The sequence below is a fragment of the Litoribacillus peritrichatus genome (genome assembly GCF_039537985.1).
Lineage (GTDB): Bacteria > Pseudomonadota > Gammaproteobacteria > Pseudomonadales > Litoribrevibacteraceae > Litoribacillus > Litoribacillus peritrichatus.
Window position 1 is genome coordinate 176,471 of sequence record NZ_BAABBN010000017.1, and the last position, 25,865, is coordinate 202,335.

The 25,865-nt window shown below is 47.7% G+C and carries 24 protein-coding genes; 11 read left to right on the forward strand and 13 right to left on the reverse strand.

The window, feature by feature from the left end; genetic code table 11:
* The first annotated feature begins 40 nt into the window (after positions 1 to 40).
* The 4 genes from ABD744_RS22305 to ABD744_RS22320 all read left to right on the forward strand — a co-directional run bounded on the left by ABD744_RS22305 (position 41) and on the right by ABD744_RS22320 (position 2,957).
* Entirely contained in the window at positions 41 to 682 is a 642-nt protein-coding gene (locus ABD744_RS22305) for a TetR/AcrR family transcriptional regulator (protein WP_344800822.1), read from the forward strand.
* Between the two features lie 257 nt (positions 683 to 939).
* Entirely contained in the window at positions 940 to 1,530 is a 591-nt protein-coding gene (locus ABD744_RS22310) for a chalcone isomerase family protein (protein ID WP_344800823.1), read from the forward strand.
* Positions 1,531 to 1,648: 118 nt separating this feature from the next.
* The gene (locus ABD744_RS22315) at positions 1,649 to 1,855 is read left to right on the forward strand and encodes a hypothetical protein (RefSeq protein WP_344800824.1); all 207 of its coding nucleotides are present in this window, start codon (positions 1,649 to 1,651) and stop codon (positions 1,853 to 1,855) included.
* A gap of 40 nt (positions 1,856 to 1,895) precedes the next feature.
* Positions 1,896 to 2,957 carry a lipase secretion chaperone gene (locus tag ABD744_RS22320; protein ID WP_344800825.1) on the forward strand — a complete coding sequence of 354 codons (1,062 nt, stop codon included), beginning with the start codon at positions 1,896 to 1,898 and terminating at the stop codon, positions 2,955 to 2,957.
* Positions 2,958 to 2,967: 10 nt separating this feature from the next.
* On the opposite strand, the gene ABD744_RS22325 is transcribed toward ABD744_RS22320, so the two are convergent.
* From ABD744_RS22325 to argH, 10 genes are all read right to left on the reverse strand, one after another.
* Positions 2,968 to 3,672 carry an HAD family hydrolase gene (locus ABD744_RS22325; protein WP_344800826.1) on the reverse strand — a complete coding sequence of 235 codons (705 nt, stop codon included), beginning with the start codon at positions 3,670 to 3,672 and terminating at the stop codon, positions 2,968 to 2,970.
* Positions 3,673 to 3,688: 16 nt separating this feature from the next.
* Positions 3,689 to 4,594, reverse strand: a complete 906-nt coding sequence (xerC, locus tag ABD744_RS22330) for a tyrosine recombinase XerC (protein ID WP_344800827.1) — start codon at positions 4,592 to 4,594, stop codon at positions 3,689 to 3,691.
* Entirely contained in the window at positions 4,591 to 5,301 is a 711-nt protein-coding gene (locus ABD744_RS22335; protein ID WP_344800828.1) for a DUF484 family protein, read from the reverse strand. The genes xerC and ABD744_RS22335 overlap by 4 nt, the downstream gene beginning before the upstream one ends.
* A gap of 140 nt (positions 5,302 to 5,441) precedes the next feature.
* Complete coding sequence (dapF, locus tag ABD744_RS22340; protein ID WP_344800829.1) at positions 5,442 to 6,272, reverse strand: diaminopimelate epimerase; 831 nt, start codon at positions 6,270 to 6,272, stop codon at positions 5,442 to 5,444.
* 42 nt (positions 6,273 to 6,314) lie between these two features.
* Complete coding sequence (gene lysA, locus ABD744_RS22345) at positions 6,315 to 7,574, reverse strand: diaminopimelate decarboxylase (protein WP_344800830.1); 1,260 nt, start codon at positions 7,572 to 7,574, stop codon at positions 6,315 to 6,317.
* A gap of 84 nt (positions 7,575 to 7,658) precedes the next feature.
* The gene (lptM, locus tag ABD744_RS23205) at positions 7,659 to 7,808 is read right to left on the reverse strand and encodes an LPS translocon maturation chaperone LptM (RefSeq protein WP_425562202.1); all 150 of its coding nucleotides are present in this window, start codon (positions 7,806 to 7,808) and stop codon (positions 7,659 to 7,661) included.
* A gap of 92 nt (positions 7,809 to 7,900) precedes the next feature.
* Positions 7,901 to 8,668, reverse strand: coding sequence for a glutathione S-transferase family protein (locus tag ABD744_RS22350; RefSeq protein WP_344800831.1), 768 nt, complete (start codon positions 8,666 to 8,668; stop codon positions 7,901 to 7,903).
* 203 nt (positions 8,669 to 8,871) lie between these two features.
* Positions 8,872 to 9,870, reverse strand: a complete 999-nt coding sequence (locus tag ABD744_RS22355) for a 3-oxoacyl-ACP synthase III family protein (protein WP_344800832.1) — start codon at positions 9,868 to 9,870, stop codon at positions 8,872 to 8,874.
* A 170-nt stretch (positions 9,871 to 10,040) separates the two neighbouring features.
* Positions 10,041 to 12,863: a class I adenylate cyclase domain-containing protein gene (locus ABD744_RS22360; RefSeq protein WP_344800833.1), complete on the reverse strand. Its 2,823-nt coding sequence runs from the start codon at positions 12,861 to 12,863 to the stop codon at positions 10,041 to 10,043.
* A 406-nt stretch (positions 12,864 to 13,269) separates the two neighbouring features.
* Positions 13,270 to 14,676, reverse strand: a complete 1,407-nt coding sequence (gene argH, locus ABD744_RS22365; protein WP_344800834.1) for an argininosuccinate lyase — start codon at positions 14,674 to 14,676, stop codon at positions 13,270 to 13,272.
* 113 nt (positions 14,677 to 14,789) lie between these two features.
* Here argH and ABD744_RS22370 point away from each other — a divergent pair, with 113 nt between their 5' ends.
* Positions 14,790 to 15,068 (forward strand): TMEM165/GDT1 family protein, encoded by a 279-nt coding sequence (locus ABD744_RS22370; protein ID WP_344800836.1) that lies wholly within the window; start codon positions 14,790 to 14,792, stop codon positions 15,066 to 15,068.
* Positions 15,069 to 15,113: 45 nt separating this feature from the next.
* Here the strand turns inward: ABD744_RS22370 and ABD744_RS22375 are convergent, their stop codons facing one another.
* Both ABD744_RS22375 and ABD744_RS22380 read right to left on the reverse strand, forming a co-directional pair.
* Entirely contained in the window at positions 15,114 to 16,112 is a 999-nt protein-coding gene (locus ABD744_RS22375) for a M15 family metallopeptidase (protein WP_344800837.1), read from the reverse strand.
* Positions 16,113 to 16,323: 211 nt separating this feature from the next.
* Positions 16,324 to 17,133 (reverse strand): substrate-binding periplasmic protein, encoded by an 810-nt coding sequence (locus ABD744_RS22380; RefSeq protein WP_344800838.1) that lies wholly within the window; start codon positions 17,131 to 17,133, stop codon positions 16,324 to 16,326.
* Positions 17,134 to 17,343: 210 nt separating this feature from the next.
* Here ABD744_RS22380 and ABD744_RS22385 point away from each other — a divergent pair, with 210 nt between their 5' ends.
* From ABD744_RS22385 to ABD744_RS22410, 6 genes are all read left to right on the forward strand, one after another.
* Positions 17,344 to 18,357: a sensor histidine kinase gene (locus tag ABD744_RS22385; protein WP_344800839.1), complete on the forward strand. Its 1,014-nt coding sequence runs from the start codon at positions 17,344 to 17,346 to the stop codon at positions 18,355 to 18,357.
* Between the two features lie 242 nt (positions 18,358 to 18,599).
* Positions 18,600 to 19,343 (forward strand): LytR/AlgR family response regulator transcription factor, encoded by a 744-nt coding sequence (locus ABD744_RS22390; protein ID WP_344800840.1) that lies wholly within the window; start codon positions 18,600 to 18,602, stop codon positions 19,341 to 19,343.
* Between the two features lie 81 nt (positions 19,344 to 19,424).
* Positions 19,425 to 20,357, forward strand: a complete 933-nt coding sequence (gene hemC, locus ABD744_RS22395; RefSeq protein ID WP_344800841.1) for a hydroxymethylbilane synthase — start codon at positions 19,425 to 19,427, stop codon at positions 20,355 to 20,357.
* 9 nt (positions 20,358 to 20,366) lie between these two features.
* Positions 20,367 to 21,143: a uroporphyrinogen-III synthase gene (locus ABD744_RS22400; RefSeq protein WP_344800842.1), complete on the forward strand. Its 777-nt coding sequence runs from the start codon at positions 20,367 to 20,369 to the stop codon at positions 21,141 to 21,143.
* A gap of 126 nt (positions 21,144 to 21,269) precedes the next feature.
* Complete coding sequence (locus ABD744_RS22405; RefSeq protein WP_344800844.1) at positions 21,270 to 22,709, forward strand: uroporphyrinogen-III C-methyltransferase; 1,440 nt, start codon at positions 21,270 to 21,272, stop codon at positions 22,707 to 22,709.
* Positions 22,709 to 23,986, forward strand: a complete 1,278-nt coding sequence (locus tag ABD744_RS22410) for a heme biosynthesis HemY N-terminal domain-containing protein (protein ID WP_344800846.1) — start codon at positions 22,709 to 22,711, stop codon at positions 23,984 to 23,986. Before ABD744_RS22405 ends, ABD744_RS22410 begins: the two co-directional genes overlap by 1 nt.
* A 156-nt stretch (positions 23,987 to 24,142) precedes the next feature.
* Here ABD744_RS22410 and ABD744_RS22415 read toward each other — a convergent pair whose 3' ends face one another.
* On the reverse strand, positions 24,143 to 25,726 hold the full coding sequence (locus ABD744_RS22415) for an inorganic phosphate transporter (protein ID WP_344800847.1): 1,584 nt from the start codon (positions 25,724 to 25,726) through the stop codon (positions 24,143 to 24,145).
* Positions 25,727 to 25,865 lie beyond the last annotated feature (139 nt).

Below are 25,865 nucleotides of genomic sequence, written 5' to 3' on the forward strand. Positions count from 1 at the left end.
ATAGTGTGCTGACAGTAATACACTGATGAAACGAACCTGGATGAATACCAAAGAACGAATTCTTGAAGCCGCACTTGTTCTGTTTAACGATCGTGGCGAACGTAATGTGACCACCAACCATATCGCCTCCCATTTAGGCATTTCACCAGGTAATTTGTATTACCATTTTCGCAACAAGTCCGAAATTGTGTTTGAAATTTATCAGGAATATGAACGGCTGGTGGATCAAACCTTACAGGTTCCTAAAGATCATGAATTAACCATTGAGGACAAAGCCCATTACCTTGAAGCCATATTCGAAGGTATGTGGGTATTTCGTTTTTTACATCGGGATCTGGCCTATTTCCTTGAAAGTGATGAGCGACTGCGTGACCGGTATGCCGAGTTCAGTCGTCGTTGTTTGGAAAATGTTGGGGCGATTTACCAAGGGCTTAGAAAAGCAGATCTAATTGCCATCACCGATGAAGAGATTACAGCCTTGGCCATTAACAGTTGGCTGGTGGCGACGTCCTGGGCGACATACCTCAGAACAGCGGTTTATGATTCCAATCTGGAAGATCAAATTACCAGAGACCGGTTAAGAAAAGGCATATATCAGGTATTTGCACTTGAAAGGCCTTATCTTAAGGAGCATATAAAAGACGAAGTTGAACGTGTTCAGCTGAGTTTTTTGGAGCAATAAATATTGTTACAAACTGTAATCTAAAATAAGAAGGTCGTATTTTTCTGGCTGAAAAAGGCCCCGGTAGTCCATTTAAAGCGGTCGGTTTGTGATCGTATTCACATTTTATGCGTTAAATGTGTCTTTTAATCGATGATCACTGCACAATGGCCCCGTTTACAATCTGAAATATTTCAGACGGTATGCATAAGAAAAATAAGTTTTGACGCAGGATGCGGCTAAATAATAAAAATAAGCTTCACTTAAGGTTTAGAACTATGCTTTGGATTCGCCTACTGTTACTCAATGTCTTTGTTTTAGCTTCGGTTCATGCAAAGGCACTGGTCATTTCCGATGTGGAAGTGGCAGATAAAGTGTCTTTTGCAGACAATAAAGCACAGCTGGAACTTAACGGTGCTGCATTACGCAAAAAATACTTGATTGTTGACGTTTATATTGGCGGTTTATATTTGGAAAATATAAGCCAGGACCCTGAGCAGATTATTGCATCAGACAGCCACAAGCGCATGATGTTCCACGTGTTGTTGAAGCGGGTCAGCGCCCGTAAGGTTGCGAATGCCTTAAACGAAGCTCTGGTCATCAATATTACCAAAGACGAGCACGAATCGCTCAAGCCTGTGATTGATCAGTTTTTATCTCTGTTTGATGATATTCGCCTGCATCGCGGTGATGAAGTGACCATTGATTATCTGCCTGGCGAAGGGACCTTAGTTCATATTCCGGGCAAAGAAGATGCCTTGTTAGAAGGAAAAGCTTTTTATGACGCTTTGTTGAAAGTCTGGATTGGACTGCAGCCTGTCAGTAAAGACTTTAAAGCCCAAATGTTAGGCACTTTAGACCCAGAGTAGATGGACTAATTTGTGGATTTGATTAAAAATTGTTCATTAAATCGAGGATATAATTTAGTAAAAGTGTAATTTTTTGTCTATAACTATTACTTGCTTACAGGTAATAAGCGAGGTAATTATGGCAAACTACAATGATAAAGATTTTTTCTCGAACGATACAAATAATAATAAATCAAGATCCAATCATGTTGAGCTCAGAGTACAGTTGGAGTCCGATATAGAAGAGTTTTTAAGCGGAGGAGGTACCGTCAAGGTTATTGAACCGAATGTGATGGCCGATCCGCCGAAAAAACCCGAATCTAAATACGGCAGCCGACCTATCTAGTTTTTACTGCATCGCATTGGACAGAGGAGCTGTAGTCCATATGCGTACTTCGTTAATTTTAGCATCCCTTTTTATTTTGTTATTGGCTTCGGCCAGTGTCTGGTTCGCGAACAACCCCACTTCATTTGATTCTTTGTCCTCTGTTTCTGTCCCACAAGCGGATGTCGCCTCTGAAACGCTAAACTTCGTTCACTCTGACCCTGCTTCGCCTGAAATAACCTCACCACCCTCCACGAAACAGCAAGAGATCAAAGCTCTGATGTCGCTGCCTGCGTCCTTGCGAGGGACGGATATCAATGGTGGTTTTAAGGTGGATGAAGATGGTCACCTGATTTTGTCTCGTGATAACCGTGACTTATTTGAGTACTTTCTGTCATCGATGGGCGAAGAGACGCTGGAGCAGATATTAGAACGCATATCTAACCTGATCGAAGTCAGCCTGGCTTCACCTGCCCGTGAAGAAGCGCAGGTACTGTTGAATAACTACATTGATTTAAAACGCGCGTTAGCGGATCTGGAACAACAAGTCGGTACAGGCCTGGCTCAATACGGAAGCAACTCGCTGGACGCGCACCGGGCCAGGTTGGATATGATGAGTGACTTGAGGCGGCAGTATCTTGGTGATGAAGCCGCGATCGCTTTTTATGGTGAAAGCGAAGACTTCGACCGTTATATGTTGCAGAAAATGCAGATAGCCACCAATCAAACGTTAAGTTCGCATGAGAAAACTAAAGCGTATGTGGCGTTGATGGAACAGGCCCCAGATAGTGTTAAACCGCGTTTACAAGACGACTATAAAATGCAAAGTCTGGAACTGACGGTGGCGGATTTAAAAGCGACCGGAGCCAGCGAGCACGAGATTTATACCGCCAGGGCAGACGTGTTGGGTGAAGAGGCGGCGTCCAGGTTGCAGCAAGTGGAGCAGGCTCAAAGCGTCTGGCAAGGGCGCTACGATCAATACGCGGAACAAAGACAAGCCATCCAGCAATCCAGTATGGACACCGACAGCCAGCAAGAAGCCATCAACCAATTGCAGCAGTCGTTGTTTGAAGATCACGAAGTCAGACGGGTACAAGCATTGGATCGAATTTCAACGCAGTAATGAGGTTTGGTCAGAACTGGCGGTTGTAACTTGCAATGCACTCAGGGAGCTCTTCCAGCTTGGTCACTACCAGGTCAGGAGTGCAATCCGATCGTTGCCATGCTTCACCATGCTGGTTAAACCACAGGGTGTGCATGCCAACCTGATGTGCACCGTAAACATCGTGTTCGGGGTGGTCTCCGACGTGCAGCACTTGCTTGGCCGTTAAGCCGGTTTTGGCTAACGCCGCATCAAAAATGTAGGACGCTGGTTTCGGCGCGTCGAAGTGTTCGGCATTTAAGCCGAACTCGAACATGGATAAGTTTAAGCACGCCAGATTGGCGTTACCATTGGTCAGGGCCGCCAATTGATACTTTTGTGACAGTCGGGTTAACACGTCCAGCGCGTTGGGGTAATAAGTGACGTTTTGTCTTTCGTTGATGAACGCGTTGAAGGCGTCCAGGCTGCCCTGCTCGGCATTCGTCTCGTCATAACCGCATCGTAATAGCGCTTGTTTTAAGCAATAAATCCGGATGTCGCTGACTTTATGGGCTAAAGCAGGCAACTCATCGGCCAGCTCAAACTTGAGTTTCCGAAGTGAGATTTTATCGAAATGATTCAGAACCTTGGGGTAATGCTGTGCGAGATAGTCCCAGCAGGCTTGCTCTGCAGATAAAATCACCGGGTCTGAATCCCAGAGGGTGTTGTCTAAGTCGAAGGTTATCAGTTTAATCATAGCGCTCACTGCTGGTTTATTTGGGCGGTTTGCTGCGTTTAGCTCGCGGATGGGCGTTATCATAGACCTGAGCTAAATGCTGAAAATCCAGATGGGTGTAAATCTGCGTTGTTGAGATGTCCTCGTGACCAAGCAACTCCTGTACGGCCCTTAAATCGCTGCTGGATTCCAGCATATGGCTGGCGAAGGAATGTCGCAATTTGTGAGGGTAAAGGTTGCCTGTCACCCCTTGGCGCACCATCCAGTACTTCAATCGTTGTTGAATGCTGCGTGGTTGAAGGCGGTTGCCTTGTTCTGTGGTAAACAGTGCCTGGTCGGTGTTCTGAGGCCGTTTTTCGAGCCACTCATTGAGCGCTTTGATCGCCATGCGACCGATGGGAAGGTCTCTGGTTTTGTTGCCTTTACCGGTCACTCTCAGCTGACCTGAGATCAGGTCAATGCTGGACCGGTTCAGGCTGACCAATTCAGACAGTCGCAAACCGGACGAGTAGAACAACTCCATGATGGCTTTGTCCCGGTACTCAATCCAAGTTTGGGGTGTAAACCCGAGCAAGGCGTTGAGTTGGTCGGTATCAAATGTGCCGGGCAGCTTCCGGTCTGCTTTGGGGGCTGAGACGGCTTGCGCGGGGTTGGTTTTACAAACGCCTTCTTTGTTTAAAAAGCGGAACAGGCTACGACAGGCAGAAAGGTTGCGTTGAATGCTTTTACTGGCCAACTGCTGGTGTTTGAGATATGCGCTGAAAAAGCGGATGTGGCCGGAATCCACTTGTGACCAGCGTTTAATGTTCTTACTTTCTAAAAAGTGGCAAAAGCGCAAAAGATCCCGGCGATAATTGCTGACGGTGTGTTCGGAGACCTGTCGGACGTCCGTCAGGTAGCGTATGAATTCATCGACCGATGAAACGAATACGCGTTGGGTCATAATTCGTCCAGGGCATTATTTACGAATCGGGGTAATACCTGGGCCAATACGTCGCTGATGTAGTTCAGAAACATGGTACCCATACCGGCACTGAAGCGGTCTTCGCTTTCGCTGCCCAGGGCAAAAATGCCGAGATCATGGCCACGACGAATCGGCGTGACTGCTGCAGACTTTATTTTATCTGCGCCGTGCGGAAATAAATATTGAGCCAGGTCGCCATCCAGAGCACCACAATACGGTTGTCCGGTGGCAATCCAGCGGGCCAGGGTTTCAGGCAATTCAGACTGAAGCACAATCCGCATGTAGCTGTTTTGATTGTGTTCACGCGGTTGGTCATCACTGATGCCAAACGCCAGCAAAGAACAGGCACTTAATTCAAAATCGTACAGGATGCTGTTTTCCAGCGATAGAAATACGTCGTCCAGAGACTGAACGTCCAGCAGATCCAGCACCAGACGACGGGTTTTCTCAAACAAGCGGTCATTTTCACGAGCGATGGTCAGCATGTCGTGAATGTGTTGATCGAGTTGGTTGTGCTTTTCCCGATAGATGTTCAGTTGACGTTCAACCAGCGACACGGCGCTGCCTGTGACATGGGGAATACGCATTTTGGAAAGAAGTTTGTCTTTGCCCACAAAAAAATTTCTGTGTTTATTCAGATATTCTTCAATCTGCTGTTCGCTCAATTCAACTGCTTGTTCGGTCATTGCTTAGAGTCTCTGTCGTTTTTATTCATCAGTGCTTGTATCGCAGTATGGTTCAATGCGTGCTGTGTATTGGATTCAGCAAGTGTGGCCCAGCCCGAGGTCAGCTGAGCCCCTGCTATCAAGCAATGGTATCTTGCTGCTTAGAGGTAGATCTGACCTTCAAACACACGCGCTGCAGGCCCGGTCATTTTGACGGTTGTACCTTCTCCGCCCCATTCTATGAATAAGCTGCCCCCAGGTAAGTTTACTTTAACCCCGGGATCTAACAAGCCTCTTAACTGGCCGGATGTTACGGCGGCACATGCCCCGGTACCACAAGCCAAGGTTTCACCTGCGCCACGCTCATACACCCGGAGGTTAACTTCGTTGCGGTTGACGACTTCCATAAAACCGACATTCACTCGCTGAGGAAAGCGGGGGTGGCTTTCCAGCAAAGGCCCTAATCGCTCGACGTCTGCGGTATCGACTGAGTCAACCACCAACACACAGTGAGGGTTCCCCATGCTGACGGCACCGACCTGAAGTGTCTGACCGTCCACATCGATGCTGTACTCAGTGGCAAAATTATCCGCGACAAAAGGAATGTCTGCCGGGGTAAGCACCGGCTCGCCCATGTCCACGGTCACTTCTTTATTTTGTTGCAGCTGTAACGTGATGTTGCCGCTTGAGGTGCTGACCTGGATTTCAGACTTATTCGTTAATCGTTTGTCATAAACAAAGCGAGCAAAACAGCGGGCGCCATTACCGCACTGCTCAACTTCACTGCCATCGGCATTAAAGATTCGGTAAGTGAAGTCAACGTCCGGCGATGTGGGCGGTTCCACAATCAGTAATTGATCAAAACCGATGCCAAAGTTGCGATCGGCCAGTTTTTTAACCGTGGCTTCGTCCAGGTGGTAGCTTTGGGTGACCAGGTCAACCACCATAAAGTCGTTGCCCAGGCCATGCATTTTAGTGAACTTCAGTCGCATAGTGCTTAATCCGTACTTTTCAATCCGATCATCGTCAAGGTATTAAGCAGGGAGGCACTGCTCGCCTGCAAGTTGATGCTCAATGGTTTCACGCTTGCGGATTAGGTGTACCTGATCTCCGTCCACCATCACTTCCGCAGCGCGGTTGCGGCTGTTGTAGTTTGAGCTCATGGTGAAGCCGTAGGCACCGGCAGATTTTACTGCCAACAAGTCGCCAGGTTGTAAGTCCAGGGCTCGTTCTTTGCCCAGGAAGTCGCCCGTTTCACAGACCGGGCCGACCAAGTCCCAAACCTTGGTATTTTGCTCGGCTTCCGGGCGAACGGTTACCGGTACAATGTTCTGCCATGCGCCGTAAAGTGACGGACGAAGCAAGTCGTTCATCGCGCCATCAATGATGGCGAAGTTTTTGTGTTCGGTAGGCTTCAGAAATTCCACTTGAGTGGTCATGATGCCTGCATTTGCGGCAATGGAACGGCCCGGTTCAAAGATCAGTTTCAGTTTTCTGTCACCAAGATGAGTCTTGATTGACTGGATGAAGTCCGAAACTTCCGGTGGCTGTTCGTCATTGTAAACGACGCCCAAGCCGCCGCCTAAATCGAGGTGTTCAATGGTGATGCCGTTGTCTGCCAGGTTATCGACTAACAGCAACAGACGATCCAGTGCATCAATGAAGGGTTGGATCTCGGTCAACTGAGAGCCAATGTGGCAATCCATACCGATCACGTTCAGATTGGATAAACTGTCAGCACGCAGATAAGTTGCTTGTGCCTGATCGACATTGATGCCGAACTTGTTGTCTTTTAAACCGGTAGAAATGTAAGGATGGGTTTTCGCATCCACATCCGGGTTAACGCGCAAAGAAATATCCGCAACCACGCCCATTTCCTGTGCAACCTGGTTGATACGATCCAGTTCAGCGTCGGATTCTGCATTGAAGCAGTGAATGTTCAGCTCAAGCGCGCGTTTGATTTCAGCGGCGGTTTTCGCCACACCGGAAAATACCACTTTGGAGGTGTCGCCACCGGCGGCAACCACACGTTCTAGTTCGCCAATGGAGACAATATCAAAGCCTGCTCCTAACTTTGCCAGAACGTTCAGCACCGCGATGTTGGAATTGGCTTTTACCGCATAACATACCAAATGAGGTACATCCTGAAGCGCGTTTTCATAGGCTAAAAAGTGGTTTTCAAACGCCGCGCGCGAGTAAATATAACAAGGGCTGCCGTAGGTTTGATGAATGTCTTGTACGGAAACGTTTTCGGCAAAAAGTTGGTTTTGTCTGTATTCAAAAGCTTGAGTCATAATGTGCTAATTCTTGTGTGTGTTGGCCAATATACGGTGGTCTTGATCGAATGACTACGGAGGTTATTCGATGTCTTTGGGTGTTTAGTTTGATTTGTGTTTTGAGTCCGGCTGTTTTTGTTTTTCTTCAGACGTTTTCTTGGTCTGAGTGGTCTCTTCAGGGAGGTATAAGCCCCCTTTCTGACCACAACCACTGATGAGTAATGAGCTGCTCAAAATCGTTACGCTAAACATCAAAAAGAATTTATTCGGTCGCACCTTGGTTGCCCTACCAATATTTGAGGTTATTTTGCGACCGATTATAACAGCAATCTGAGTCAAATGGATTAGGGATTATAGCGATCCGATGGTTTAACTTCCCAGCGATGTTTTTGATAGATCCCCTGAACCCAATGGAAGAAAGGCCGGTCCCGCAGTTTGTTTTGAAAATCGGCGAGTTCTTTCGGCAGACTCAGAAACTCGCAGTGGTAAGGATGGTTATCAGGTTGGCAAATTGGACTGAGCAGCGCCGCTGCGGTGAGGTCGACCCGAGTGAAAGTATCACCGATTAAATACTCGCGGTTTTCCAGTTTTTTATCCAGCTGCTGCAACATGTTGTTGATGATCAACCTGGAGCGTTCAGCTTCCAACGCATTCAGCTTCATTTCCTTAACAAGGTTACGTTTGATCATGGGCAGCATCAGACGATAAAAGTTGTTGCTGTACCAAGGGCCGTAGTGAGTAATTAAACGACGCAGCTGGCGGGAATCCTGCAACATATGTGCGTAGAAAAAACGACGCAAATGCAGCCCGATGTCTTTGTCCAGGCGGTGTTCCAGTTCAAGGGCATTTTGACGTTGTTTAGGATCTTCCGGGGTCAACAGCCGGGTTTGGTATTGTTCGTCCAGGTAGTCGATGATCTTGCCTGAGCCCTGAATGTGTTGCAGGCCGTGACGAAGTATCGGAAGTTGGGTGGACGGACTGACTTTTAAGGCTGTCTTACGGTGTGTGCCTGGCAGCAAATTTTCGGTTTGATAGATCAGCCCTTTGTGATCGATGGCCCAACGGGCTTTTTCACAAAATTGCGAAATAGTGAATTGATACAAAGTTATCATAAGGTCGCAGGCTTCACTGTAGTGTTGTATTTATCGAACATACCGTTCAATTTAATGAAGATTATAGCGTCAGTCGTATCAAGTTTCTAAGTAAATAGCGTCTGGCAGGATGAAATAAAGGGCGAAATCAGAGGGGAATGAAAGAGCGGCGTGAGCACCGGATATCAGTGCTCACGGGCAGTTTAATGGATACTAAGCCAAACTTAGTAACGCATTAACACGGAGCCCCAAGTTAAACCAGCGCCAAAGGCGGCACAGCAAACCAGATCGCCTCGCTTGATTTTGCCTTGTTCAACGGCTTCGCTGAAACACAGAGGAATGGTTGCCGCTGTGGTGTTGCCGTATTTCTGGATGTTGTTATGAACGCGGGTTCCGTCGAGCTTAAGCTTTTTGGCAACGAATTCGTTGATTCTTAAGTTTGCCTGATGCGGAATCAGCATGTTCAGGTCATCAATGCTGTAGTTGTTTGCTTCCAGAGATTCCAGGATCACCTGTGGCAAACGGGTTACGGCGTTTTTAAATACTTTTTGTCCCTGCATTTTTGGGTAGTGCAAGCCCAAGTCAATGTCTTCATGAGATATACGCGGGAAGTATTTGCTGCCCGGTTTTTCAAGCCACAGACATTCTGCATCTGTGCCGTCGGCGTAGATGTGTGATGATAAAATGCCCATCTCCGGGTCGTCACTGACGCCCACGATCGCAACGCCGGCGCCATCTCCGAACAGAGAGGTTACATCCCGGCCCTGAGTTGACATGTCCAGGCCGGTGGAGTGAATTTCAGAGCCAACGACCATGATTTTCTTGTTCATGCCGGTTTTGATGAAGTTATCCGCAATGGACAGGCCGTAAATGAAGCCGGAACATTGCTGGCGGATGTCCAGCACAGGAATAGGACGCAAGCCCAGTTCTCTTTGTAGGAAAACGCCAGAGCCCGGAAAGTCAACATCCGGGGACAAGGTGGCGTAGATGATCATATCAATTTCGTCGGCTTCGATTTGAGCTTCCGCCAGTGCTTGTTTAGCCGCTTTGGCTGCCATGCCTGCGCCAGATTCGCCTTCATCGGCCCAATGGCGTTGTTCAATCCCTGTACGTTCTACAATCCATTCATGGCTGGTATCCATGAATTTTGTAAGATCCTGGTTAGTGACAATGCGTGGTGGAACATAGGTCCCCCAACCAAGAACACGGCTTCTTATAGTCATATTTTTATGATCCTGTTTGTGTTGAATCGATGCGTACTTATTCAGTCGCGATACAAACAATATGTGTGTTTTAACATTGTAAAATAACACATTATTCAGCATAGACGAGTTAGATAATTCGATGAATTTTATCAGCTAAAGTTCGAACGATTTTATCCGCTCATCTAAGGCTACAGTTGTACTGATTGAAGTGCCTGGTTGAGCCTTTTTTCAAGCCTGCATTTTTGACGCAGATAATGAATGGTCTGTAAGCTGCCCGGCGGAAATGGGGTGCTGTCGGACTTGGCCAATTCCAAGTCGGTTAAATAACATGGATAACGGTGCTTTTCTTTACGATGAGACAGTACATATTTGGCGACTTCAGTGTACAAGTGATCTCCGTATTCCAATTCAGAAAATTCTTCCTGATTGCAATAAATTGTAAACTTTAGTCTGGCTTCGGTGGAGCCATCGCCAATGGCTTGTACGGTAAAGTATTTGTCGTTAGGGGACGGGGGTTCAATATCGACGGCTTTGAGTAAAAAACCTTGGCTTAAATCTCGGCTGACTTGCCAGAAATGAATGTTCCGGCTTAAAAGCTGACTTTCGGTTAAGGTCAGCTGGGTTTGTTGACGGAACAGGACAGACCGTAAGAAGCGCACCAAAGGGTTCAGAAGCGATGATGTTGAGTTGTAGGGCGTGGTATAAAACAACAGCGAACCATTTTCGTCCACGATATACACTTTGGCTCTGCTGATCGCAGGTTCCGCTTCGAAGAATACCTGTATGTGATCTTTTTGCAGGACGCTGGCAATGGCACTGATGGGTGTGGCTTTTAGAGTGTGGCTGTCAATGGAAATCGGACTGAAGTTGGGTTGCGGAGCGCCCAGCGCTGTGAATAATTCGGGGATTGTATCGTAAGTGGAAACGACCCCTTCACTCTCTTCGGCATGCAGGATTAGATGCTTTTTACCGCATTCTAAGATGAGGCGGCTATTTTCATAGCTGCTTTTGTGACCGTATATCAGAGACATTTGCTCAGTGAGGGTGACGATTTTCTTGCGTATTAATGCGTTGAATTGTGATCCCAGGCAGCGGGTAATGAAGTTTGGCTGCAGTTCTTTTTGTTTGGCGATGATGTTGATTAATAAGTACAGGCACTGCTCAAGTGCTTCTGGCCCGCTGTAATGCTTGGTGATGACTTCATTCCATGAATTGGTCAGCACTAAGTCCAGCGATTGCACCAGGTTGGCCCTGGACTTGCCATAACTCAACGGGTTCACATTATCGGCTAAAGGCAGGTTTTTCGGTAGTTGTTGACCGGTGTTGGCGATGATAATGATTTGTGAGAAATGCGCGGGTTTTGAAAATACGTCCTGTTTCAGCTTTGGCAGAGGAAATGGGATGTTGTCGAGTACGATGTCCACCAGTTGGTGCAGGTCGGTTAAGCTGATGTTGGTGGTGTGCTGATCGAGATAAGTGTAGCTGTTCTTCGTTAAGATGCCGTTCACCCTGCACCAGCTGAGTAACTTGATTAAGGTTTTTGCCCGATAGATGGGGCGTTCAATCTGGCTGACCGAACGGCCGGGGTAAACCTCCCAGACGTGCTGGTGGCTTTCCTGATGCTTACGATAACAAAACGCCAGATCCTGATGTTCCAGGGACGCGGTAATGTTGGGGTTAATGAATTCAATTTTACCCGGTTTGCGCTCAAAGGCGGCGTACAGTTTGCGGCCGAGAATGCTGATTTCTTTGGCGCTCATGTTGGATGTTGTATCGTATTGCCGGGCAAACTCGGTCAGTGACGAATAGCATTTAATCAGCTCTGAAACCACCGACTTGCGTTCAGCCGCAACCTGGTTGACGGTCCAGTGATCCACATTATCCAATTGTTCTAACTTGTCCTGAGACCAGCCCCACTCTTCCAGTAGCTGAATTAATAAGTTCTCTCGCCAGGTCAGGTGCGGTTGGTCAATGAACTTAGAGGCTTTAATACCGACTTTGAAATAAAAGCAGCGTCTTACCATTTCCAGTCGGGTGAAATCACTTTTCCGGGTTAAAAAGGCATCGATGACCCGGTAAGCCAGTATGTACGGGTCTAATTCATTCAACTCGGTGTTGCTGTTGTGCAGGGCTTCTTTGAATCGTTGACTCAGTGGAATGGTGTTCGGGTATTCCGCCGCATACACATCGGCAATCATCAGTTTAATCGCCGACTTGTGGGGAGAGTCAATCGCCTTGTAGAGTTGCCACATCCCTGCCCCGAGGAATTCACTGATGGGAAACTCGTTGACCGGGCCAAAATCGAGGTATTCATTGCGCTCCACCATGCGACGCTCGAAGATGTCGTTGATATAACCTTCGTAGATGTGGTGTTGCGACAGGGGCACCAACCACCAGGCCGGTTTTCGGCCCGCGACCAGGATGGCCGTTCGATAGAACTCATCGAGCAATAAGTAATGCTGAGTGCTACCGCAGCTTTCTTCGGACAGTTCGCCAACTTTTCCGGACTTAAACTTGTCGGGGTCCATCAGGAAAAAATAGGCTTCGACGCCCAGCTTCTGAGCCCATTCGGTGATTTTTTCGCATTTCCGGCTTAATAATTCAGACTCTTCCAGTGACATGTCCTGATGTGTGCAAATCCAAACATCGAAGTCGCTGCGTCTTGAGTGAGCAATGGTACCCGTACTGCCCATTAAATAGATGCCCTGAATGGCTCGGTTGCCTTTTTGCTGCTGTTGTCGTTTTAGCGACATGGTTACTGAGCGTGGCAAAGATAACGACTCTCGGCCGGGGCGATAATTGTTAATGCCGCATGGGGTTTCCTTGTGGCAGTAACCCGGTAAAGAAGGATTATTGAAATGGAACAGCAAAGGCAACAGGTCGATAAAGCCCTGTTGTCGAATGGTAAGAGAGTCTCGGGTACGTTGTAAGCGTAATGCGTTTACCTGCAAGAATCGCTTTTCAATGTCTTGTATGGCCCGAATATCAGGAAGGTCTACAAGTTCTTGCACATGTACCTCAAGTGTTGCATTCAATCATCTGAGGCCCGAGTTTGTCCGGAACAAGGTTGGGCCGCTGCTTAAGTTAATTTTGAGTATAGTTGCAGAAACGGCTTTATGTGCAATCACATACGCCGCTGACCGTATATTTCTTGGCTTGTTTTCCACAACGCTTACATTACTAATCGGCCATGGATGAATTATTTTGAGTTTTAACCGCTATTTCTCATTAAGCGACCGAGGTCTCAATAATAATGGTCTTCAATGGTTGAATGTGCTCAGAAATTTTGATGAACAGACTTGCGGACTGGATGAATGGCCTTTTCTGGGAGCCGCCATATAAACAGAGGCAAAAAAATGGGCCGCCGGATTGGCGGCCCATGGCAGGTTTGACTGCGGGTCTTGGGTTTTTCCGTGATTAGCGCTCAGCAAGCCGTTGTTTGCCTCGAGCCACTGCAGCTATGACCTGCTTCGGCGCAGTGCCGCCGATGTGATCACGGGCGTTGACGGAACCTTCCAGAGTGAGCACATCAAACACGTCTTCGGAGATCATGTCCGAGAACTGCTGCAACTCTTCCAGGTTCATGTCGCTCAGATCCTTATCTTGGTCGATGCCGTAACCCACCGACTTACCCACCACCTCATGGGCGTCGCGGAACGGCATGCCTTTGCGAACCAGGTAATCTGCTAAGTCCGTTGCGGTTGAGAAACCTCGGCGTGCAGCTTCGCGCATGGAGGCTTCTTTGACCTGTATTGCCGGAATCATATCGGCATAAGCCCGTAAGCAGCCTTTGACGTTGTCGATGACGTCAAACAAAGGCTCTTTATCTTCCTGATTGTCTTTGTTGTACGCTAAAGGTTGCGCTTTCATCAACATTAACAAGCTCATTAAGTGGCCGGTAACACGGCCGGCTTTACCCCGAACCAGTTCAGGCACATCCGGGTTTTTCTTTTGAGGCATGATGGATGAGCCGGTGCAGAAACGATCCGGCAGGTCGATGAAGTTGAATTGAGCGGAGGTCCAGAGAATCAGCTCTTCGGAGGCGCGGGATAAGTGAGTCATTAACAAAGACGACGCCGCACAAAGTTCAATGGCGAAGTCACGATCACTGACCGAGTCCAGTGAGTTTTCAGTGGGTGCGTCAAAGCCAAGAAGTTTGGCCGTCATGGCGCGGTCGATTGGGTAAGTGGTGCCTGCCAACGCAGCGGCGCCAAGTGGTGAGCGATTAACACGCTTACGACAATCCTGGAAGCGCTCAAAATCTCGGGACAACATTTCAAACCAGGCCATCATGTGGTGGCCAAACGTTACGGGTTGGGCCGTTTGAAGGTGCGTGAAACCCGGCATGATGGTTGCGGCTTCCCGTTCGGCGAGCATTAACAAACCTTCTTGCAGGCGAGTGATTTCTTCACAGATGAAATCAATTTCGTCTCGTACGTACAAACGGATGTCAGTGGCCACCTGGTCGTTGCGCGAACGTCCTGTGTGTAGTTTTTTACCGGTGATACCGATTTTATCGGTTAAACGTGCTTCGATGTTCATGTGTACATCTTCCAGCGCAATGGACCACTCCATGTTGCCGTTTTCGATGTCCTGCTGAACTTCCTGTAAGCCGTTGATGATCTGGTTTAATTCATCGGAAGTGAGGACACCGACTTTCTCGAGCATGGTTGCGTGAGCGATTGAACCGGCTATGTCTTGTCGATACATCCGTTGATCAAATTCAATGGACGCGGTGAATTTTTCCACGAAGGTGTCGACGGCTTCAGAGAAGCGACCGCCCCATTGGCTGTTGGTTGATTTTTGATTATTCGACTCAGACATGCTTTTTATTCTCACTGTGTGCAGATAAATTGCGCGGATTATAGCATGAGCAAACTCATCTTGTTAAAAATGGGTATAATCCGCCCTCTTTATGTTTATGAAGAGAATTATGAATGGACATTAAAATTTTTCTGACGATTTGTGTGACTGTGTTTTTGGCTGAGTTGGGTGATAAGACCCAGTTGGCGACCATGCTGTTTGCTGCTGATAAAGAAGTGAGTAAGTGGACGGTGTTTTTTGCTGCATCGGCTGCGTTGGTGGCTGCGTCCGCCATCGGCGTGCTGGCTGGCAGTTTGCTGTCTAATTATTTAAATCCTAAGCACTTGTCGATCATGGCGGGCATAGGGTTCATTCTGATTGGCAGTTGGACGTTGTTCTCGGCCGCCCGATAAGTTGAGCCGGTGGGTACAAACGGGTGTGGTTTAGGCTGGTAGGGCTTAAACCATACGAATGTGCCAAGGCTCATAACGAACACCCAGCAGGTTATCAGCAGTGTAACGAATACGAATGACACCTTCATCCGCCAGGCGTTTATAAACTTCTGACTTTTCAAACTGTGCGGTAAAGTTGAGCTTGCCGTAATCGCGCTGACCAACGTCAAAATCACCGGAGGCGTGGAAAGAATAGCCGGGTGGCGCCAGAGAGCGGGATGCTCGTGATAAGTTTCCTTTGCGGTCTATCACTTTCTGGAAGTAAAGTTGATATTGCTTCACCACGCTGCGAACGCCTGACGTTAAAATCAGGTCGTCGCCGATCTTCTTTTGCAGTGCCTTCAGGTACTCTTCGGATTCGCCTTTAAATAAATAATGGCCGGAACCTGGAATTTTGCTGACGTTGGTTTTCTTGACTTGGTTTGTCAGGTTATCGACGACCTTCTGACCCATGAAACCTAAGTCGGCGGCATCCCGATAAAAGTTAGCTTCAAGCAATACCAATTCTTGCTTATCGAAAGCGCCAATCGAAGTGACGGATTTTGCGTACTTCAACATTTCATCAAACGACAGAATGTTGAAATGGCCATAGCCGACGTAGTTTTTTACGCGCTCGATTTTTGAATGCGCACTTTGCAGCAACAGCCACTCTTGTTCGCTGAGCCAGAGATCGCCTTCGAGATCTTCATCAAACCGCTGGACTTTTTCTAACATCCGCTGCCGTTCTGCTTTTTCTATGGCTTCCGTCACATCCACGACTTCCGGAACTTGCTCATCAGATTGGCGAATGATAGTTTCCGGGGCATTCGTTTCAAGCGTGATGGTTTTGGGTGTCAGAATGGCTGGGGACGGCGGTACTTCAGTACCTGCGATGTGGTTCATCGGTGAGTGAGATGAGTTGTTATTGAACATCGAATAGGAGCTGCCCAGCGCTACGGCCGACAAGGTAGTCGCGTATTCCAGGAACCTCCTTCTGGAGAGTGTAATTTCCGTATCTTTTTTCACACAACGCTCGATGTTTGGTCAGTAATAAAAGTTGCCATCTTGGCCAACTAAATTGATCATTAATAATCAATTTAACTGGTTTTTTTAGGGAATTCAAAAAAAGATTTTGACTGTGTACTTGTGTATATCGGACGTTAATTAATTGACATTAATCTTTTTTTTGTTGTTTTGATTATTGACGTTTCTTTCTTTTCGTGTGACAGATTGTTGGTCAGCAGTCGGTTCCACACTCGGGTAAATACTGTCTGAAAATCTTATCAGCTTGGCCACTATTCTTTAAGTACTGGATGGATCGGTTGATCTGAGAAACTAATTTCTCGGCTCTCGGTGATTGACGAGAGATAAAAATATGAAATTGCTGGTGTGGTAATTCATCAAATATTCTGGCTTTTATGGTGTCGTCGATCATTGGTTTGTCGGTGAATTTTGAACCAAAAGGGACGGAATAGGCGTTCAGAATGATTTCACAGCGGTTGTTTTTCAGTAAGCGAAAGGCGGCATGTAAATCCCCGGCAGAGATCGCAATGTGATCCGCTGTTATGTTGAACATTTCATAGCTGTAGCCATGCACACCGCAAATTGTGTAATCCTTAGCATCCGCCAGACGTTTGATATCAGGCCCGTTCGGGAATGTCTTTTGTGAATAAAAATACGCCGCACCAGAACTGTAAACACGATCAGATACCAAAAACTTGGCCGCACGCTCTTCGCTGAATGATCCGTTAATAAAAACTTCGTAGGCAGGCGCTCCGCTGTAATGCTCTACTTGATAAAGACAACGCTTCCAAGGCGTCAGGGACAATGAATACGTTAACTGACTGTGTTTGAAAATGGCGTCGACTAACTCAATCATGGCTCCGGTAACTTCCGGCTGGGATGCGCTTTCTCGAATGAAGGTATAAGGTGGCCATAGGTTTTCATCATCACAGATGGTTACGGTGGTGTTGTCATCGGCCAGAATTTTGGGGGCTGTGAGTACCAGGAAAAGCAAAAATAGCAGCCTGAGCAGGGGTGTGTTCATTGTATCGTCCTGAAAAAGAGTCCTTATTTGACAACATTGGCGGAGTTACGGCTGCCTTTGTATTCAAGTTTAATCACAATTCTCCGCTTTTCGAGTGATTAGATTCATAATTTTTTGAGTTACTTCCGATTTTTTTCAGACGTAAGTGTTAGTTTGTTGATTAAGCTACACTTTTAAAAATTGACCTGGTCACCCACCGAGAGATGAATCATGGCAACGGCTTCGTTAGATCGTACTTATTTCTTACCTAATTTGTGCAGTAGTGCGTCTTTGATGGTGTTGGTGATTACTGCTGAAGTGCTGGCCTTCGTTTTGGTGTTACTGAAGCCGTGGGATGAAATCAGTCTTGAACTGTTTGGTTGGTTGTCACTGTTTTTACAATGGGTCACTTTACTGAGTGCGGCCATCTTGTGTGGCATTCGAGCGCGGCTGATGACATTGCCCGACCCGGTGGCTGCGCTGATCAGTTATTGCATCATTATCTTTAATGTTGTGGCGATGACGGCCTTGATTGACGTGTTACAGATGGATCAAATTTCACTGCCTAAACTGGTTAAGAACGGCTTGGTTGCCGGATTAGTCGGTGGGCTGTTGGTGCGTTATTTGTATGTTCGGGCAGAGCTGAACCGTCGCTCAGAAGCCGAACTGGAAGCGCGCATTGAAGCACTGCAATCGCGAATTCGGCCACACTTCTTATTTAACAGCATGAACACTATTGCCAGTTTAATCATGATTGATCCGGTGAAGGCTGAGCAGGCGGTTGAAGATTTGTCGGCATTGTTCCGGGCCACGCTAGGTGAACATCGGGAGCGGGGTTTGTTTTCCGAAGAAGTGGCGTTGTGTAAAAAATACCTGTCGATGGAGTCCTTGCGTTTGGGTGACCGGTTGGACGTTGCCTGGGATATTGAGCGTTTGTCAGGTGATACGCCGATACCGCTTTTAACGTTGCAACCGATATTAGAAAATGCAATTTATCATGGCATCCAGCCGTCTTCGGCCAAGGGCGTTATTCGGGTAGAAGCCTACCAAGAGGCAGACCAGCGAGTGTGCATTCGTGTGTCCAACACGGTGCCTGTGAATCAATCCGTAAATCATCGTGGTCAGAAAATGGCGCTGGACAATATACGGGCTAGACTAAAAGCAATATACGGCGAGAGCGCAACGGTGAATGGCGAAATACAGAATGATTGTTATGTTTCGACAATCATCTATGCTTTTCAGTAAGTAATGAGTTCGTCGTAAACATTCAATCAAAATATACAGAGAAACTCTTGAAGGAATAGCAACACAATTCAGAATAAGGAAAAGGTCAGTTGCAAGATGTAGCCGTGGTATTCTTTTGTTAGTGACAGGAGCCAAAGGCTGTATGGAGATGATTTTTTCCGGATGCCCAAAACGGGTAAACGCGGTATTAATTGTTGTTGTTTCGCGCAATGGTTTCGAAGAGTTTGGTGCAGCGGTATTCTATGCGAGTTCTGATAGTTGATGATGAGCCTTTAGCTCGTGAACGTCTTAAAAGATTAGTCGAAGAGACCCCCGATGGTCAGGTGATCGGTCTTGCTCAGAATGGTGTGGAAGCCGTGGAGCAGGTAGAGTCGGTTCGCCCGGATGTGGTGTTGATGGACATCAGAATGCCCGAAATGGATGGCCTTCAGGCGGCGGCGAAACTGGTGGAGCTGAAACACCCACCGGCGGTTATTTTTTGCACGGCTTACGATGAATACGCGGTGGAAGCGTTTGATGTTCAGGCGCTTGGTTATTTGGTGAAACCGGTAAACAAAGACGACCTGGCCGTCGCATTAAAGCGTGCCAGCCGTTTGAACAAAGCGCAGCTGTCGGCACTGGGAAAGCGAAACGGTGAAGACGAAGAACCGGTTGCCCGTTCACACATCAGTGCCCGGACCCACCGGGGGCTGGAGCTGATTCCAATTGAAGAAATTTACTACTTTCGGGCCGATCAGAAATACGTCACTGTGTTGCATCGCCATGGCGAAGTGTTGATTGATGAAACACTGAAAGAACTCGAAAAAGAGTTGGGTGAACGGTTTTATCGCATTCACCGAAACTGCCTGGTTTCAGTGGCTCAGCTGGAATCCATGGAGCGCAGCGGTCAGGGTCAACATAAGGTTAAGGTGCGCGGATTGGAAGAAAGTTTGGATGTCAGTCGTCGCCACGTGTCCGGTTTGCGGAAATTGATGCAAAGTCTTTGATTTCTGTCATTATTTGGATTTCTACTGACCAGTGCTCTCTGGTAGCATAGCGTTATCTTTGATTATTTTATTGAGAACGCTATGACCTCTAATATTCTTCGCATTGCTACCCGCAAAAGCCCCTTGGCCTTATGGCAGGCTGAATACGTTAAAGCCAGGCTTCAGGACATCCATCCCGAGCTAGAGGTTGAGTTGGTGGCTATGTCGACCCGTGGCGACAAAATTTTGGATGCGCCTTTGGCCAAAGTCGGCGGCAAAGGTTTATTTGTAAAAGAACTGGAGCGTTGCCTGTTGGATGGCGAGGCAGACATTGCGGTGCACTCCATGAAAGATGTACCTATGGAGTTTCCGGAAGGCTTAGGTTTATCGGTGATATGCGAACGAGAAGATCCGAGAGACGCATTTGTATCGAATTCGTTTGCATCATTAAATGACCTGCCGAATGGCGCTGTTGTGGGCACCTCCAGTCTGCGTCGTCAGTGTCAATTAATGAAAAGTCGTCCGGATCTGGAGATTAGATGGTTGCGTGGGAACGTACAGACGCGTCTGTCCAAGTTGGATGACGGTCAATACGATGCCATTATTTTAGCGACGGCCGGTTTGTTGCGTTTGGAAATGAAAGATCGTATTGCTGAGCGCATCAGTCCGGAAAAGAGCCTGCCTGCGGGCGGACAGGGTGCCGTTGGTATTGAATGCCGGGTGGACGATGAAAAAACCATCGAGCTGATCAAAGCGCTTCATCATGAAGCCACAGCCACTCGGGTTTTGGCTGAACGAGCCATGAACCGTCGTCTTGAAGGCGGGTGTCAGGTGCCTATCGCATGTTATGCCGAGTTGCAGGAAGATCAGATTTGGTTGCGAGGTTTGGTGGGCAGCCCGGATGGTAAAACCATGCTGCGTCATGAAGTTCGTGGTAACAGCTCAGACGCCGAAGCGTTAGGCATTGAAGTGGCTGAAGCGTTGTTGGCCCAAGGTGCTCAGGCCATTCTTGATGATGTTTATGACGCAGAATAATCTCATTCCATGATGAAGTTATTGATTACCCGGGCGGAACCGCACGCATCTGCGTTGGCTGAGCAGCTAACCCAGATAGGTGTTGAAAGTTGTTCCGTACCGGTCATGAACATAGAGCCCATTGCGTTAACGGGAGTGACCCGCAACCAGGTGTTGGATCTGGACGGGTTTTCCACTGTGATTGTCGTCAGCGCCAATGCGGCGGCATTGCTGGCGGAGCATATCGATCACTATTGGCCTCAGCTGCCGGTGAACTTGAATTGGGTCGCAATCGGTGAGGCGACCGCCAATAAATTAGCGGCCTGTCTACCTGAGTTGCCTCGCGAGGCTATTTACATTCCCGATGGCACAGACAGTGAAGCCTTATTGGCTTTATCGGTATTGGCGTCTGTTGAAACGCAAAAACTGTTGATCGTAAAAGGCGAAGGTGGACGACAACTCATTCAGCAAGGATTGGCCGAGCGTGGTGCTCGGGTGGTTGAGTTACCTTTGTATCGGAGACAGCCGAATCTGGCGGAAAGTAAGGCGCTGAAGCAGGCCTTATCAAGTCACTGTGACTGGATTCAGGTGGCCAGTGCAGAAAGCTTCTTATTTATGCTTGAAATGCTTGGCGTAAAGGGGGCAAATTCAAATACCGCTGCGTTGCCTCATACGGCAAAGTGGCTGGTGCCCAGCCTTCGGGTGGCGGATGTTCTAATCGCTCATGGCGTGTCGTCTGAGCATATTCTTTGCTGTAAAAGTGCATCCAACGATGCGATTGTCTCTGAAGTGCTTGGTGCACTTTAAAATTCCATGCCGAAACCGGAACAAATCGGTTTAAACATCGCATATTTGAGACAGTCGGGGTTATACTCTTATTAATGAAAGAAGAGTTTAATTTTATAACCTTGATTAGATAAGAGAGATGCTTGGATGCAGGATTCGGATAACCCAGAAAAGCCAATCAATAAACTATCTGAAACAGAGGATAATGCATCGAACACTACATCAGGCGCTGAATCCAATGTGCCTCAGCAAGAGACGGCGGCATCGGATGAAGCTCTGAACTCCGATGCACAGCAAGAAACCTCTCCAACGAAAGACGCGCCAACGAGCACAGGATCTGATGACAGTACGTCATCGGCCGGCGCGCCTTCGGACAATACTGCTGCTAGCGACACTTCTTCTGACAACACGCTTTCTGAAACGTCAGCGGCGCAGGAAAAATCCAGTAACACCGTGTCTGATTCGCAGCGAGTTAAAGCCGCTACAGCGTCACCGTCTGTGACCAAGGCCACCGGCCAACCCTCTCCGACTAAGCCCAAAAGTACCACTCGAAGTAATTCCATATTGATGGCGATGCTATGGTTGATGGTGATTGGACTTTGTGGGTTAAGTTATTGGTTTTACCTGCAAACAGTCACTTTAACTGAGGCCGTGGATGACCTTACTTTGGGTCAAAAAACCTTGTTAAACACAAGCCAGCAAAGTGCGCAGGTGGTTTCTTCATTAGATCAGAACCAGCAGTCTTCGGTGAGCACTTTGGTTCAGCTGGAAAAACAGCTTTCTACTCAAAAACAGCAATTGGGCTATGTGTCTGATCAGCTGTCCAGCCTGACCGGCATCCGTCGTCAGGACTGGGAAATAGCCCGTTTGGAATACTTGTTGAAACTGGCCTCGCAACGCTTGCAATTGGACGGTGATCTGGCCGGTGCCAGAGCCACTTTGGTTGTGGCAGATGAATACTTAAGGTTACTGGACGATCCGAATTTATTGCCTGTGCGTCGTCAGGTGAGTAAAGACTTACTGCTACTGAATGCAAGTCAAGTGACCGACCGCACTAAACTGTATTTGGATCTGGACAGCCTGATTCAAAAAATCCCTGAATTGCAGAAAAACAAACCTGAATTTGAAATTGTACAAACAGAGCAACAACCGCCGCAGGATAACTTTCTGGACTGGGTTCAGTTTAAGTTGAATGGATTGGTACGCTTAACCTCTTCCGATGTAAAACCTGCCGCTGGCTGGTTGGATGAGGAAACCCGGGGGCAATTCAACAGTATGTTGATCATGCGCCTGATGCATGCACAACAAGCGTTGATGTCAGAAAACCAAACGGTGTATAACGCGTCTTTGCAGCAGGCCAAAACATTGGTAGAGCAGGTTTATCATGGTCGTCCGAATACAGCGGTTTTCTTGCAGGAAATCTCTCGGTTAGAGACTGCCCAGGTGATGATGGAAGAAGTGGATATTTCTGGTTCCCATCAGGTGCTTAAAACGTACTTAGAAAATGTACAGCAAAATATGAAAGACGCGGTGTTAAGGAATTTGATGAAAATCGAAACATCGTCTAAGCAGCAAGGAAACAAGTAATGAGAGGCATTGTTTTAATTGCTTTGGCGGCGTTGTTACTGGGTGGTGGCTTTGCGTACCTGGCCAGTAAAGATACTGGTTATGTGTTAATTACTTACTGGGGCTATACCTTAGAGACCAGCTTTTGGTTTGCTGCCTTGATTTCTTTGATTGCTCTGAGTTTATTTTATTTCTTCGTTCGAATTTTCAACTCGTTGGTCGCAGCCCCTAAGAACTTTAGCTTCTGGCAGAAAGAACGTGTTCGGAAAAGAGCACTGTTTAATGCGATGGAAGGGCTGGTGGAATTTACTCAGGGGAACTGGGTACAAACCGATAAACTGCTGAAAGGCAGTCTGAAAGATTCCAAACACCGGATTATCCATTATTTGGCGATGGCGCGATCCGCTCAGGAGCAGGGTCGGCAGGAAGAGTCGGACTCTTTACTGGCTACGGCGTTGACCGAGTGCCCTAAGCACGAGTTGGCCATCTACTTAACCCAGGCCCAGTTGCAGCTGGATCGAGGCATGAATGAACAGGCGCTGGCGACGCTGGTACGTGCTCGTGAATTAGCGCCGACACACAGATATTTATTAAAGCTGCAAAGCATGGCTTACATGAGACTAAAAGACTGGGTTCACCTTAAGAACCTGTTGCCGGAGCTGAAAAAGCGTAAAGCATTGTCTGAGAAAGAAATTGCCACGCTGGAGCGTAAGATCACCAAATCTTTTCTAAGCAGCAAAATGGCGGCGTTGAATGAGCACACCGACAAAGAAGAAGCATATCAAGAGCTGTTAAAGTTCTGGAAATCTTTGCCTTACTCAATGCAGTCTGACCCAAGAATGGTCATTCGTTACGTCAGCTTCCTTCGTCAGGTGGATCAGGATGCACAGGCGGAACGTGTGATTCGCCACTTTTTGCATGATGAATGGGTGGATCGTCTGGTGTACTTGTATGGCATCATCAAAGGCGATGACATTGCCCGTCAGTTGCTGGAAGCCGAGCGCTGGTTGCAGGATCGACCGCACAGTGCGGTGTTGATGCTTACTTTGGGACGTTTATGCCTGGCCAATCAGCTTTGGGGTAAGGCTCGCGAATATTTTGAAATCAGTTTGCGGCTGGATCAGAACGCTGAGATCTATGGCGAGATGTGTCGTTTATTAGGTCACTTGGGTGAGTATGAGAAATCCAATGAGTACTTCACTCAGGCGGTCTCTATGATGACTGATGGCTTGCCGGATTTACCTATGCCTAAGCCTCGCAGCGGTGTGGGTGAGTTTGAATTTGATCCTGAACTCTAGAGTTCTTTCTGAGCTTTAGTTGGTAGAACGGCTATCAACAGCGCTCTTGGAGGGCGAGCAGGACAGGCTTCCGATAGGAGGCAAAATCAACCCAATGGAACATTAAAAAAGGCCAACATCATGTTGGCCTTTTTTGGTGGAATCAGAGGTGAGGGGTTAACCTACCATGATGCCTCGAATGGTAAAGAACAAGATGGCTGCCAGTAAGCCGGATGCCGGTACTGTGATGATCCATGCTGCAATAATCTTAGTCAGTGCCGAACGTTTCACCAGCTCTTCTTTATACACTTTCTTCAGACGCTTGCGTTCTCCTTTGCTCAGGAACACATCCGCTTCACGTTTCTTCAGTTGCTTCAGCATACGCGCCATTTCTTCCACGGATGCATTTTTGAAGTTCGCCAGGTACTGTTCAATTTGCTCGCGCTCACTGCCTTCGTGTTGATCGACAATGGTATGCAGCTGGCTGGCGTAGCTGGTTTTCAAATACTCACGTAAGAAACCTACGCCAAATACGCCACCCACGGCAATGTGCGTGGAACTTACTGGCAGGCCAAGCTGAGACGCAATAATCACGGTGATGGCTGCGGCCATAGCAATACAGAAGGCGCGTGTTTTATCCAGCTCGGTGATTTCAGTGCCCACTGTTTTAATCAGTTTCGGGCCGAACAGAATCAAACCGATGGCAATACCAATGGCGCCAACCATCATTACCCAAAGTGGGATAGAGGCTTTAGATACAATGCCGTTACTCAAGATGGCTTCGTTGATCGCAGCCAGTGGGCCAATTGCGTTAGCAACGTCGTTGGCGCCGTGAGCAAAACTTAACAAGGCTGCGGCGATGATCAGAGGGACTGTGAACAGGCTGTTCACCCCTTCTTTTTCTTCCAGTACGTTGTTGGTTTGAATTTTGTTGGCTTTACGGGCGATCAGTGGTTGGCTCAAGAACCAGGTGGCTACAGCAATACCCAGGCCGGTCAGAGCAGCAATCTCAATGCCTGGTTTCCAGATTTTCTTCAATCCCTTCATGATCAGGTACGTTGAAAACGCCCAGACCATTAACATGATTAGAATAGGAACTATGCGTTTGGCGGAATTAAGCATGTTGTGGTTGGTTAAGACGGTGCGCTTAATGAAGTATAAAAATAACGCTGCAATGATACCGCCCAGTACCGGAGAGATTACCCAGCTTGCTGCAATGGCGCCCATTTTTGACCAGTTAGCAATACCAAAACCACCGGCGGCGATGCCTGCGCCTAATACCCCACCCACGATGGAGTGCGTGGTGGAAACGGGAGCGCCCAAATAGGTGGCCAGGTTGAGCCAGATGGCCCCAGCCAACAGTGCCGCCATCATTAACCAGATAAAGACGTCGGTATCCGAAATTGCACCTGGGTCGATGATGCCTTTTTTAATGGTTCCAACCACATCACCGCCAGCTATAATGGCTCCGGCCGCTTCAAATATGGCAGCAATTAACAGGGCACCAGTCAGTGTTAGGGCTTTTGAGCCAACGGCAGGGCCAACGTTGTTGGCAACGTCGTTTGCACCGATGTTGATGGCCATGTAGCCGCCGATCATCGCTGCAATGATGAGCATATAACCTTGCTCGATGCCTTGCATTTGAACGGATGTGTAAATAATGATGCCCGCTATAAATAGCAAAGCGATGCCCATACGAACCAATTCGGTCTGATAAGAGCTGGTTGCTTGTTCGAGTTGGTTTAGGTTTTTAAATTCCATAAAAGAACTCTCGTGGTTGATTTGAGTATTGCTGCAAGTTTTAATTCGCGCGCAGTGTAAAATAAATACAACAAAAATGTCACATAAATCTGGTTGGGCTACGATGAAGCGTAGATCAGAAGAAGGAATAAGAACGAAA